At 72.2% G+C, this 12,591-nt stretch carries 11 protein-coding genes; 4 read left to right on the forward strand and 7 right to left on the reverse strand.

The window, feature by feature from the left end; genetic code table 11:
• Nucleotides 1–93 precede the first annotated feature (93 nt).
• On the forward strand, nucleotides 94–501 hold the full coding sequence (locus tag ABZT47_RS11265) for a PPOX class F420-dependent oxidoreductase (RefSeq protein ID WP_354839009.1): 408 nt from the start codon (nucleotides 94–96) through the stop codon (nucleotides 499–501).
• 89 nt (nucleotides 502–590) lie between these two features.
• Here ABZT47_RS11265 and ABZT47_RS11270 read toward each other — a convergent pair whose 3' ends face one another.
• The 6 genes from ABZT47_RS11270 to ABZT47_RS11295 form a co-directional block, all read right to left on the reverse strand.
• Nucleotides 591–1,166, reverse strand: coding sequence for a hypothetical protein (locus ABZT47_RS11270; RefSeq protein WP_354839012.1), 576 nt, complete (start codon nucleotides 1,164–1,166; stop codon nucleotides 591–593).
• A gap of 23 nt (nucleotides 1,167–1,189) precedes the next feature.
• Entirely contained in the window at nucleotides 1,190–2,773 is a 1,584-nt protein-coding gene (locus ABZT47_RS11275) for a carboxylesterase family protein (protein ID WP_354839015.1), read from the reverse strand.
• A 423-nt stretch (nucleotides 2,774–3,196) separates the two neighbouring features.
• The gene (locus ABZT47_RS11280) at nucleotides 3,197–4,402 is read right to left on the reverse strand and encodes a hypothetical protein (protein ID WP_354839018.1); all 1,206 of its coding nucleotides are present in this window, start codon (nucleotides 4,400–4,402) and stop codon (nucleotides 3,197–3,199) included.
• Entirely contained in the window at nucleotides 4,399–4,923 is a 525-nt protein-coding gene (locus tag ABZT47_RS11285) for a SigE family RNA polymerase sigma factor (RefSeq protein ID WP_354839021.1), read from the reverse strand. Before ABZT47_RS11285 ends, ABZT47_RS11280 begins: the two co-directional genes overlap by 4 nt.
• A gap of 127 nt (nucleotides 4,924–5,050) precedes the next feature.
• Nucleotides 5,051–5,359 (reverse strand): STAS domain-containing protein, encoded by a 309-nt coding sequence (locus tag ABZT47_RS11290; RefSeq protein ID WP_354839024.1) that lies wholly within the window; start codon nucleotides 5,357–5,359, stop codon nucleotides 5,051–5,053.
• Nucleotides 5,359–9,495, reverse strand: coding sequence for a SpoIIE family protein phosphatase (locus ABZT47_RS11295; RefSeq protein ID WP_354839027.1), 4,137 nt, complete (start codon nucleotides 9,493–9,495; stop codon nucleotides 5,359–5,361). Before ABZT47_RS11295 ends, ABZT47_RS11290 begins: the two co-directional genes overlap by 1 nt.
• Before the next feature lie 456 nt (nucleotides 9,496–9,951).
• Between ABZT47_RS11295 and ABZT47_RS11300 the strand changes: the two genes are divergently transcribed.
• Nucleotides 9,952–10,308, forward strand: a complete 357-nt coding sequence (locus ABZT47_RS11300) for an STAS domain-containing protein (RefSeq protein ID WP_354839030.1) — start codon at nucleotides 9,952–9,954, stop codon at nucleotides 10,306–10,308.
• A 25-nt stretch (nucleotides 10,309–10,333) separates the two neighbouring features.
• Here the strand turns inward: ABZT47_RS11300 and ABZT47_RS11305 are convergent, their stop codons facing one another.
• On the reverse strand, nucleotides 10,334–11,008 hold the full coding sequence (locus tag ABZT47_RS11305) for an NAD(P)-binding domain-containing protein (protein WP_354839033.1): 675 nt from the start codon (nucleotides 11,006–11,008) through the stop codon (nucleotides 10,334–10,336).
• Between the two features lie 100 nt (nucleotides 11,009–11,108).
• On the opposite strand from ABZT47_RS11305, the gene ABZT47_RS11310 reads away from it, so the two are divergent.
• Nucleotides 11,109–11,486, forward strand: coding sequence for a helix-turn-helix domain-containing protein (locus tag ABZT47_RS11310; RefSeq protein ID WP_354839036.1), 378 nt, complete (start codon nucleotides 11,109–11,111; stop codon nucleotides 11,484–11,486).
• 230 nt (nucleotides 11,487–11,716) lie between these two features.
• The gene (locus tag ABZT47_RS11315; protein ID WP_354839039.1) at nucleotides 11,717–12,553 is read left to right on the forward strand and encodes an oxidoreductase; all 837 of its coding nucleotides are present in this window, start codon (nucleotides 11,717–11,719) and stop codon (nucleotides 12,551–12,553) included.
• Nucleotides 12,554–12,591 lie beyond the last annotated feature (38 nt).

Below are 12,591 nucleotides of genomic sequence, written 5' to 3' on the forward strand. Positions count from 1 at the left end.
TGACGGTGACGGTGGCGGTTCGCGGAGCGCGAAGCTCGCGGCCGGTAGCATCGGCCTGCCTTCGATCTTCGACGCTGATGGAGGCTTCCGTTCATGTCCCGTGAAGCTCTGCCCGAGCACCTCGTCGCGGCGCTCGCCCTCCCGCATCCGTGTGTGATCAGCACGGTCCGGACGGACGGCGCGCCTGTCTCCGTGGCCACCTGGTACCTGTGGGAGGACGGGAGGGTGCTGGTCAACATGGACGCCCAGCGCAAGCGCCTGGACTACCTGCGTGTTGACCCGCGCGTCTCGCTGACCGTGTTGGATTCCGACAGTTGGTACAACCACATCAGCCTGCAGGGGCGGGTGGTGTCGCTGGAGGATGATCCGAACCTGGAGGACATCGACCGTCTCTCCCGTCATTACACGGGTGAGCCGTATCCGAACCGCGAACGACCGCGGGTCAGCGCCTGGATCGAGATCGACAACTGGCATGCGTGGGGTCCTGCCTTCAAGTCCTGATCGCCTGCCGGACGACGACAGGAACGGCCGGCGGTGGCGCCACCGCCGACCGTGACCGGGGTCCGTGCCGTCGACGGACGTGCCCCGGGTCAGCGGCCGGGGAGGGGGCGTGACCAAGGGGTGCGGCCGAACGGTTTGTACACGCTGAGCAGGGTGATCACGACCAGCACGCAGGTCGCGCCGCCGGAGTTCTCGACGAGGCCGAACGTGTCGGCGGGAGCATGCCCGGCGAGTGCCGTCGCGGCGGCGGCGTCCAGGGTGGGCACGAGGACGAACACCGCCAGCACGGCGCCGGCGGTGTTGAGGACCAGCTTGCCGAGCACCCACCAGTGCCGCAGGACTCCCCACGGGGTGAGCAGCCCCAAGGCGAGGCCGAGGACGAGAGAGAGCAACGCCAGCGGCAGGATGACCGCCGAGCCGATCAGGTGCGCGGCCGGATAGATCGTCATCGGAGCGGCCCCCCACCACCCGGCGATGGCGAGGGTGAGGGCGGCGGCGTCGGCGCCGAGCAACCCCACCGACGTGATCACATGTATCGCCCGCAGGGCTTTGCGCCACGGCGGGGTCCGCAGCGCCGCCCGCAGGGTGCGGGGCTTACCTCCGGCGACCATGAGGCGCACGCGCGGTGGCCGCTTCTTGTTGTGGGGGACACGTCCCGGGTCCACGGGGAATCTCCTTCTTCGGTGATTCAGCGGCCGTTCCAGAAGGCGCAGTCATGGGCTGCGGCGAGGTCCACCGGCCGGATGCCGTTCGGGCCGGAAGCGAGCGAGAGCGCGGTCCCGCCGGAGTGATAGGCGGGCCAACGCGGTAGCCCGGGTCGGTTGGGGTCGCCGGTCGCGGCGAAGCGCGTCCAGTAGGCGATCATGTCGCGGGACAGCTCCTGCTTCGCCGGGTTCGTGGGATTCGCGCCGGCCGGTCCGTCCAGGAGGTAGGGCACGTCGCTGCCGTGCGAGGCGCCGAGCGGGAAGCCGAGGATCTCCTGTGCCGAGTCTTCGGCGAATTCGAACTCGTAGACGGGCGTACGGCGGGCCGCCGCGTCGGCCGCCGGAAGCTGGGAGCAGGCGCCGAGCTTGCGACCCCAGTCGCCGAGGACGGTGGCCAGTGCCAGGCTGGGTGTGCGGAAACGGGTGAGCGGATAGCGATCGAGTACGGCCTTCGCGTCCTCGCCGAAGAGGTCGGCGGTTATCCGCGGGTACTGCTGCGCCGTCACGGGCCGGCCCTGCGCGTCGAACTGCACCGCGACGAAGGGACGCATCTCGTCACGGGTGCCCCCCTGGATCAGAGGGACCTGCGCGGCGCGTCCCCGGCGCAGCGCGTCCAGCGGTTGCAGCGGGAGCGCGGACGTGCCCGCGGTGAAGATCCACGGCATGTCGCCGATGCGGGCGGTCGCGGTGAAGATCTCGTCGGAGCCGATGGGCGCCAGATCCGCCGCGGGCTTGGCTCGCAGGCAGGCGAGAACGTCGGTCGTACAGCCGAGGTCGGCGGCGAGTCTCTGGGCGCGCGCCTGGGCCCGCGGAAGGGTGACGAAGTCGTTGCCGCATGGGCCGCTCTGCACGATCGCCTTGTCGAACAGACCGCGCGATCCGCGGGCCGCGAGATGGGCGCACACGCTGAAACCGCCGGCCGACTCGCCGAAGATCGTGACGTTGGCGGGGTCGCCGCCGAAGGCGCCGATGTTGCGTCTCACCCAGCGCAGCGCGGCCTGCTGGTCGGCGAGCGCGTAGTTGCCCGCATAGGGATCTCGCAGGTCCCGGTGGGCGAGATGGCCCAGGGCCCCCAGCCGGTAGTTGAGGGTCACCGTGATGACCTTCCCCTGGCCGGTCAGCCGGGTCGCGTCGTATGCACTGCCCGCGCCCTGAACGAACCCGCCGCCGTGGAACCAGACCATGACGGGAAGCGACCTGGAGGGGCGAGTGGCGGGCGTGGTCACGTTGAGGAAGAGGCAGTCCTCGCCGCCGACCAACTTGGGCGGCGCGCCGGGAGCCTCGCCGTTCAGCTGGGGGCAGGGGCTGCCGGGCTTCGTGGCGTCGCGCACTCCTGTCCACACCGGCGCGGGACCCGGCGGACGCCACCGCCGCGTACCGGTCGGCGGCGCCGCGTACGGGATGCCGGAGAAGGTCCGCACGTCGGAGCCGATGGCCCCGCGCAAGGTGCCCTGGGCGGTGTGCACGGTGGGCCGCTGGATATCTCGCGCCGCTTGCGCCTGCGCCGGGCCGCCCTGCAGGAGGGCGATGACGACGGTACACAGCGGGAACGCCGACCTCATTCGCATGACCCCAGCGTTTCGATCTCCGCCGGGCCTCGCGTCCCCTCGCGGATGTCGCTCCGACTACACCCCCGGTCGTAGTACCCGACCCTCGCCGTACGGCGGCGCCGGATTCGCCGGACCACGTCCCACCGACCCGGCGCCACTCAAAACGACCAGACCAGGCGAGCAATCCGACACCACACCCGCGCCGTACGACGACGCCGGCTTCGCCGTCCCACCGTCCCGCCGCGTCGGCGCCGATGGGGAGGCCCGTAGTGAGCCGGGGGAGGGACCGCGCGCCGTTCGCCGTGCCGCTGGGGAGCCCGCCCGTCCTTGAACAAGATCTTCCGTGTCGGTGGGGCCGGGGGTCGTCGGGCGCGGATGCGTGGTCGGCGAACTCGGCGGCCGTGTACAGCGCCCCGCGCTCCTTCCCGGGAGGGTGGGTGGTCAGGGGATCTTGGAGAGGTCTATTACGTAGTAGGTGTTTCCAAGGCGGTAGGTCATCAGGCGGCCGGTGCGGTCGGGGACGGGGATCTCGCCGCGGGTGGCCACCTCATCGCGGATGCCCGTGTCGGCGAGCTTGCCTCTGGTGAGGTCGTAGAGGCCGAGTCCGCCGCCGTTGTCGGCCAGATTGCGGACGTAGAAGCGGCTCTGTACCGGTGGTTCCGGGATGAGGTAGCCGACCGGGATCTCCTTCTGGCGCGAGCCGTCGCGGCCCCTGGTGAAGCCCTTGCCGTCGGCGGTGGTGCCCATGCAGGACCGCACGCCGCAGGCGTACACCCGCTCGCCCTTGTGGGAGACGGCCGTGCTGGTCTGCCCGGTCTCCAGGTTGACCAGCCGGGTGAACGGCGGCCCGGCCATCGGGTCGCTCCTGTCGGGTGTTCCCGCCCATGGCCAGGAAAGCAGGTGCAGTCCGGCACCGCGCGGGACCGCCGTCACCGGCGCCCCGGTCAGCGGAACGGTGAACACCCCGCCGGTAGACAGGGAGAACACGGCGTTGCCGCCGGTCGCGCCGAAGCCGTCCACGCCGGAGGCGTCGGCGTCCTTGATCTTGTGGACGGCCACCGTCCGCGCCGGGCCGTCGTCCGGCGGCGCGGTCCAGATGCGCACGGCGTGCTTCGTCGCCGTCCACCAGGCCACCTGCCCGCCGTCCAGGCTGAAGTCGGAGGCGTACCGCGTCGTCCCCTTCGGCGTGGGCACGTCCACGATCTTCCGCGGCTCGCCACCCGCCTTGGTGTACGCGTACAGAGCCTCGGTCCTGCCGAACTCGCGCCATCCCTCCATCAGCAGCGTCCGGTCGTCGATCAACCCGACCGGCCGCAGCTCCCGGCCGTCCGGCGCCTTGGCGGGTACCTTCCACACGGCCTGTGGCCATACCTTCTCCACCGGTTCGGCGGTGATGGCCGAGGCGGAGGGGGTGGAGGAGGAGTGGACGGCGGGCGGTGTCGTCCCGTCGTCGCCCGGACGCAGGCCCACGGCGACCCCCACGGTCACCACGACCACGCCCGCCGCCGCGAGCAATGCCTGGGAGCGCTGCCTGCGCCGCCGGTAGCGGATGTCCAACTCTCCCGCCAGCGTGCCCGGCAACTCGGGCGCCTTCTCCGCGGCGCTCTCCAAGGTCCTGCGCAATGTGTCCTCGACGTGGTGGTTCATCGGCGCTCCTCGTACTCCCGCCTGGTGCTTTCAGGAATGCCGGGACCGCCCGTCGGTATGGCCGAGCGCAGCTTGTCGAGCCCTCGCGAGGCCTGGCTGCGTACGGTCCCCCGGGAGATCCCCAGGGTCTTCGCGATCTCGGCGTCGCTCAGCCCTTCGTAGTGCCGGAGCACCAGCACCGCCCGCTGCCTGCGCGGCAGCCCCGCCAACGCCTGCCACATCGCCTGCTCGTCGCCGTCGGGCAGCACGTCGTGGTGGCCCTGCTCCGGCAGGTCCCAGGCGAGCAGCTCGCGCCGCCGCAGCCGCCAGGTGGCCGTGTGCAACCTGGCCATGGTCGTGCGCACGTAACTCTCGGGATTGTCCTTGGCCCTCAACCTCGGCCAGGAGGCGCGCAACCTGAGTAGCGCCTCCTGCACCAGGTCGGCCGCGTCGTGGTGGTTCCCGGCCAGCACGTAGCCATAGCGCAACAGCGCCTCACCACGCTCGGCGACGAATCCCGCGAACCGCGGATCTGCTTCCACCTGCGTTCGCCCTTCGTCGTGTCCGTCACCTCCCAGATGCGACTCGGCGGCGAACTGTTGCACCGGAGGGCGGAGCGGCCGTGGCCTTCCGCGGGCGGCTGCCGGAAGGGCCGGCTGCGGTGGGGTGTCAGGACGGGTCTGACGGGTTCCCTTCGATGGTGGTGAGTTCGGCGAGGCCGGAGATGGTGAGGACGGGGGTGATGACGGGGTTGGCGACCAGGCGGATGTTGGAGGCGTGGGTGAACAGGACGGTCAGGCCGGCGCTGTCGAGGTAGTCCACCTGGCTGAGGTCCACGAGCAGCGGGCCGTCGGAGGCCGAGCGGGTCAGCGCCTCGTCCAGGTCGCCGGCGTTGCTCATGTCGATCTCCCCGGTGACGGCGAGGACCGGGGTGCCGTCGGACCGCTCTGAGGCGACCAGTGTCAGGGGGGTGGCCATCAGGGAATCCTCGCATGCATGTCGACGGTGGTCCCGGCGGCGCCGGGATGGATGGAGACCTCGTTCATCAGGGCGCGCATGAGCGCGACGCCACGGCCGCGATGGGCGTTGGCCTCGGGCTGCGGGGTCTTCCAGCGGCCGGTGTCGGCGATGGTCAGCCGCAGGCCGCTGACGGTGGCGACCGCCCGCAGGCGGATCATGTGGCCGGGGGCGTGGCGGTGCCCGTGCTCGATCGCGTTGGCGCAGGCCTCCCCGGCCGCGACCAGCACGTTCTGGATCATCGAGGGCGCGAGCTGGCAGCGGGTCAGCCAGTCGCGTAGCGCGTTGCGCACGGGGGCGAGCTGGCTGGACTCGGCGGGGAAGGCCACCTCCAGGGGGGCGGGCTGGCGGTACAGCAGCAGGGCGACGTCGTCGGTGTAGCCGCCGTCCGGCGCGAGCAGGGACATGACGTCCTCGGCCAGGTCCTCGAGCGGGGTGGAGCGGCCCGCCTGGAGGGCTCCGCCGGCCTCGCCGATGCCGGCGGTCAGCGGACGCCGGCGGCGCTCGACCAGGCCGTCGGTGTACAGCAGCAGGGTCGACCGGGCCGGCATGGTGCACCTGGCCTCGGGCCGGGCGAGCCCCGGCCGTACGGCCAGCGGGACGGAGCGGCCCTCCTCCAGGAGCAGGGTGGTCCCGTCGGCGTGGGCGACGATGCCGGGGGGATGGCCGGCGCTGGAGTAGACCAGGTCACCGGTGGCGGTGTCCAGGACGCCGCAGAACACGGTGGTGCACTTGGCGCCGGGGACCAGGGCGGCGAACCGGTCGAGGGCGGTCAGCGCCTGGGCGGGACCGGCGTCCTGCAGCAGCAGGGCGCGGCAGGCGCTGCGCAACTGCCCCATGACGGCCGCGGCCTTCAACCCCCGGCCCACGCAGTCGCCGACCACGATGCCGATGCGCTCCTCGGCCAGCGGCACTATGTCGTACCAGTCGCCGCCGACCTCCAGCGGCCGGCCCGCCGGTTCGTAGCGCACGGCGAAGCCGTCGGGGAGCTGGGACGGGCCGAGGATGGCGCGCTGGAGGGCCACGGCCGCTTCGCGCTGCTGGTCGAGCTGCTGGACCCGGTGCAGGCCCTGACCGAGGTGGCCGGCCAGCAGTGCCAGCAACGTCTGGTCCTCGTCGGTGAAGGGCCGGTTCTGGCCGAGATCGACCCAGATGGCCAGCAGCCCTTCGGGGTGCTCGAGGGTGACGCCGGCTCCGCCCGCCTCCGAGGCGACCGGGCGCAGCGGCGGCTGGTCGCGCAGCCCTTCCAGGTCCTCGCGCACCTTCTCCGGCAGGTCGTGCCAGCCGCCCTCCGAGGGCGCGGCGACGACGGGTGGCGGGCTGTCGCCGTTCCAGACGGCGGCCACGACGCGGCGGGCCTGCCAGACCTCCCGCAGCGCGGAAAGGGCCCCGCTCAGGGCGTCGGACACGGTGTCCGCCTGGGACAGGCGGATGCTGAGCGCGGCCAGGGCGCTCTCGCGCTGCACGAGGTAGTGCTCGGCGGTGACGTCGTGCAGGGTGCCCACGACGCGGCGCCGGCCGGTGTCGGGGTCGGCGACGTCGTTGAAGGTGGCCGCGATCCAGAGCCGGTGCCCGTCACGGTGGGTGAGGGGGATCACGTAGCTGCCATTGCCCTCGCCGACCAGCCCGGCGAACGCCTCGGCGACCATGGCGTGGGCCTGCGGGTCGTCCTTCTCGTCCGGCCACCAGGGGTGCATGGGGGTGTAGGGCAGGCCCTCGGGGCCGTAGCCGAGGATGTCGGTGAACGCCGAGTTGATCTCGATCACCGTGCCGTCCTCGTCGGTGACGAAGAACGCCTCCTGCAGGGAGTCGATCATGGCGCTGCGCCACCGGGCATGGCGGGTGCGCATCCGGGCCAGTTCGACGTTCGCCCGCACCCGGGCCAGCAGCTCGGCGGCCGAGAAAGGTTTGACCAGGTAGTCGTCCGCGCCCGCCTCCAGGCCCTCGATGGATGCCTCCTGGCCGGCGCGGGCCGACAGCAGCAGCACCGGCACGCCGGCGGTGCGCGGGTCGGACCGCAGCGCCGCGACCAGGGCCAGGCCGTCCAGGCGCGGCATCATCACGTCGCTGACCACCAGGTCGTGGGCGTCCGCGCGGACGGCGTCCAGGGCCTCCATCCCGTCGCCGACGGTCTCGACGAGGTAACCGGCGCCCCTGAGGAGGCGGGAAAGGTACTCGCGCATGTCGGCGTTGTCGTCGGCGATCAACACCCGCGTGCGGGCGCCGTCATCCGGCGCCGAGGGGTGGGTGCCGGCGGAGCCGTCGGCGGCCGTCCCGTCGGCGGCCGCGCCGTCTCCGGGCAGCCAGCGCAGGGCCTCCTCGACGAACGGTCCGGCGGTGACCGAGACCGCCTCCGCGGCCCCGGCCGGGACCAGGCTTCCGGCCGGCAGGTGGGCGGGACCGAAGGGCAGGCGGATGGTGAAGCGGGTGCCCTCGACCTCGGCGCTGTCGGCGGCGATGGTGCCGCCGTGCAGGCCGACCAGTTCCTGGACCAGGGCCAGCCCGATGCCGCTGCCCTCGTTGGAGCGCGACCGGGCGCTCTCGATGCGGTGGAAGCGCTCGAACAGCCGCGGCACCTCCTCGGCCGGGACGCCGATGCCCGTGTCGGTGACCGTGACCACCGCGTGGGCGTCCTGCGCGCGCACCGTGACGCCGATCGAGCCGTCGAAGGTGAACTTCAGCGCGTTGCTCAGCAGGTTGAGCACCACCTTCTCCCACATGCCGAGGTCGAGGTAGACCGGCTCGGCCAGCGGCGGGCAGTCCACCTTGAAGACCAGGCCGGCCTTGTCGATCGCGGAGCGGAAGACGCTGGCCAGCTCGGCGGTCACAGCGGCCAGATCCACCGGCTCGTACCGGGCCTGCATGCGGCCGGCCTCGATGCGGGAGAAGTCGAGCAGGGTGTTGACGAGCTTGCCCAGCCGCAGGCCGTTGCGGTGCACGACCTCCAGGTCGTCGCGCACCTGCTGGTCGGCGTCGGCCAGCGTGGTGCGCAGTTCCTGCACCGGCCCCATGATCAGAGTGAGAGGGGTGCGGAACTCGTGGCTGATGTTGGAGAAGAAGACGGTCTTCGCGCGGTCGAGCTCGGCCAGTTCCTCCGCACGCCGCTGCTGGGCCTGGTAGCTGCGAGCGCTGGCGATGCCCGCCGCGACGTGCCCCGCGGTCAGTTCGACGAACCCGCGGTAACCGTCGTCCAGCGTCCGGTACCGGTTGAGCGCGGCCACCAGGAACCCGTACGGCGTGCCGCCCTGCTGGAGCAGCGGCACCACCAGCGCCTGCGTGGGCGGCTCGGGCCAGCCCCCGGCCGGCAGGCCGGTGAACGGCGCGCGGTCGAGAGGCATGAGCACCGGCTCGCCCTGGGCCAGCGCCGCCGCCGGCCACACCGCGGCCGGATCATCGAGGGGGAGGATCGCGGGGGCGGCAGGGTGCCCGGCGGAGATCCCGGTCGTCCCTGCGAGCCGCGCCTGGCCCTCCTCGTCGAACAGGTAGGTCAGCGTGAACGGCAGGTCGTGCGCATTGCGGCCGAGCTGGCCGCAGGCGAAGGCCAGCATCTGCCGCTCGGTGCGGACCACGCTGGGATCGGAGCCGAGATCGCGCAGCGTCGCCATGCGCCGCTCGCCGATGACGCGGTCGGTGTCCTCGCTGACGACGCACAGCATGCCGACCACCGCGCCCGCGTCGTCCCGGAGGGGACTGTAGGAGAAGGTGTGGTAGGTCTCCTCCGGGTAGCCCGCCCGTTCGAGGAACAGCAGCAGCGCCTCGTCCCAGGTCGCCTTCCCCGTCTCCAGCACGGCGTCGATCCGCGGGCCGATGTCGTCCCAGATCTCCGCCCACACCTCGCCGGCCGGCCGCCCCAGCGCCCACGGATACTTGCGGCCCAAGGTGTCGCGGCGGTAGGCGGCGTTGCAGAAGAACGTCAACCGCGGCCCCCACGCCATCCACATGGGGAAGCGGGACGACAGCAGAATGCTCACCGCCGTCTGCAGGCTCTGCGGCCACTGGTCCGGCGGCCCGAGCGGGGTCTCCCGCCAGTCCACCCTGGCCAGATCGCGGCCCACCTCGTCATCGACGGTGAAAATCTCGGCGCCTGCCGCTCTCACCGGCCCGCGCTCAGCGTCGTCACGGCGCATCATCCGCCACCCTCCCGTCAACCCCGTCAACGCCGAGCCCGGCTACCCCGATTCGTGCACGTCACACGCCGTTCGCCTCGTCGGCGCCGGGAAAAGGCGGGCGCGTCGATCGGCGAGTCTCGAGGGCCGTCCCCGTCCCCACCGCCGCTCATCCCCGTGCCCGCCTCCGCCCGGGCGGATCGAACGCTCCGCCGCCCGACGTAGCAGGTCATGCAACGGTTCAACGGTTACGTAGGATATGGCAAATCGCTCCGGAGCCCTGCGTCCGCTCCGGGCGGCGAGGCCGAGGGAAGGAGCCTGACGTCAGAACCTTCGACGAATCGCTCACTGACGCGGCCGCGCCCCCACGACGTGTCGGACGACGCCGCGATGCCCGCCCTGTCCGTTCCCGTCCGCTCGACGGCCGTCCCTCCTCCAGGAGCCTCGGTGCAGCATGACGACGGCCTGACCGTCACTCTCCAGCCGCATTCGGCGCGCCTCCACGTGCTGGCCGTCGCCGGTGAGCTGGATCACCACACCGCCCCCCGTCTGCGGGCGGTTCTCGACGACTTCACCTTCGTCCCCGCCGCCGGGCTGGTCATCGACCTGTCGGCGCTGACGTTCTGCGACTCCACCGGCATCTCGCTGCTGGTCGCCGCGCACCAGCGCGCCCAGGAGGCCGGCGCCGCCGTGGCCCTGGCCGGCCTGCATCCCGACATCGCCCACGTCTTCCACATCATGGGCCTGGACCGGTTGTTCTCCTGCCACGACACCACGGACAAGGCCATGACCGCCCTGCAGTGAGCCACCGGCCGATCGGCGACCCGGCTCACGGGGAGGTCGTGGCCCTGTCCACCGCGGTGGCGGGTGAGGGAACCCGGGGGACGGCGGAGCGCGGGTCGACACCGGCGAAGGCCAGCCCGATGACGAAACCGGCGGCCTCCTCGAGCTGGCGGGCCCGCTCCAGCGATCCAAGAACGGCCGGCGTCCCGCCGACGTGGCGCACGAGCTCGCCGACCACGCGCAGGGCCGCCGGGTCGTCGCCGCACATCGCGACCGTCACCGGGGAGGCGTCCTGATCAGGCGCCCCGGCCCACTGCCCGGCGGGGAACAGGTGGAAGGCCTTGACGACCCGCGCGCCCGGCGCCAGCGCCGAGATCCGTCGCGCCGCCGACTCGCCGTTCCCGGTGAGCAACACCCCGACGCCGTGCTCGACGGCGTTCGTGGGATCGATCAGCGGAACTCCCTCCAGGCTCCCATCTGGAGCCCTGACGCTGTGCAACATCTCCTCCACCCCGTCCCAGGACACCGCGAGCAGCACCGCGTCGCGCCCGGTCACCGCCTCGCGCGGGGTGACCGCGCGCGCTCCCCGGCCGAGCCGGTCGGCGAGCCTGCGCGCCTTGGCCGGCGACCGCCCGCCGATCACCACCTCGTGACCCGCTTCCACCCATCCCGTGCCCAGCCCTTCGGCCAGGCTCCCCGTGCCCAGGATGCCGATTCGCATCGTCTCTCCCTGTCTTCGCCGTTGTGCGGTCGATGGCAACGCTAGGGAAGGCGATGCGCACCGATCGGTGCGCATCGCGGGAGCGATGATGGGAGGCGAGATGAGCGAGCGCGAAGCCCACTGCTACGAGCTGGTCGCCGACTGCCGCATGCGCGCGGCCACCGACCTGTTCGCCCACACCTGGGACCCGGTCGTGCTGGCCGCGCTGCGCCCGGGCCCGCGGCGGCGGCGCGAGCTGCGCGCGTCGATCGGCGGCATCAGCGACAAGGCTCTCACCGAGGCGCTGCACCGCCTGCTCGCCAACGGCCTTGTCGCTCGCCGGGCGTACGCCGAGGCCCCGCCCCGCGTCGAGTACGGCCTCACCGGTCTGGGCCGCAGCCTCGTGGACGGCCCCATGACCGCCCTCGGCCGGTGGATCCTCGACCACGGCGACGAACTCCTCGACGCCCAGGAGACCGCGACGGACAAGAGCGTGTGAACGATAGAGAAGGCCCGCGGCCGACCGGGAACGCGGTGCGGTAACGCTTTTGTGTCCGGGCGACGGTGGCCTCGTCCAGGGAAATCGTTTACTTTTGGTGACGTCCGCGAACGCTGCGTCGACGGCGTCATTCCGCGGCCTCGATCTACGTGCGAAGACTCCAGTTCGGCGCGTCCCTGCCCTTACGTCCCCGAGCCGCACTCCAGCTCCGTAGCGGAAGGCTGCACCGCATGTCGAAGGTCTGGTTGACCACGGGAAGCTCTCGCGGGCTCGGCCGCGAGCTCGCCGAGGCCGTGCCGGCCGCCGGTCATCGCCTCGTGGCCACGGCGCGCAGGCCCGAAGTGCTCCACGATCTCGTGGCCCGGTACGGCGGCCGGGTCCGCGCGGTCGCGCTGGACGTCACCGACGCCGCGGCCGCCCGTGCGGCCGTCCGGACCGCGGTCGAGGAGTTCGGCCGCCTGGACGTGGTGGTGAACAACGCCGGGTACGGCGTCGTGTCGGCCATCGAGGAGACCTCCGAGGAGGACTTCCGCGCGCAGATCGAGACCAATCTGTTCGGCACCGTCAACGTCACCAAGGCCGCTCTGCCGGTGCTGCGCGCGCAGCGATCCGGTCACATCATCCAGGTGTCGTCCCTCGGCGGCCGTGTCGCGGTCTCACCGGGCATAGGCGCCTACCAGACGGCGAAGTTCGCCGTCACGGGCTTCTCCGAATGTCTCAGCCTCGAGGTGCGGCCCTTCGGGGTCAAGGTCACGATCGTCGAGCCCGGCGCGATGCGCACCGACTGGATCGCCGGCTCCGTCAGCGGGGCGCGGGCCACGGAGAACTACCGGCAGACGGTCGGCGAGATGATCGGCTTCTTCGCCGCCTACGCCGGCAACGAGGGGGGAGACCCGGCGCGGGTGGCCAGGGCCATCGTCGGCCTCGCCGACGCCGAGGAACCGCCTCTGCGTCTGCTGCTGGGCTCGGACGCGGTCGAGATCGCCGAGCAGGCCTCCAGCGCTCGCGCGGCCGAGGCCGAGAAATGGGCGGCCGTGAGCAGGTCGGTCGACTTCCCGGTGCACTGAGCCGTCGCGGGGCCGGTGCGCAAGCGGACTGCTGGTGA

Source organism: Sphaerisporangium sp. NPDC005289 (assembly GCF_040607455.1).
Lineage (GTDB): Bacteria > Actinomycetota > Actinomycetes > Streptosporangiales > Streptosporangiaceae > Sphaerisporangium > Sphaerisporangium rhizosphaerae.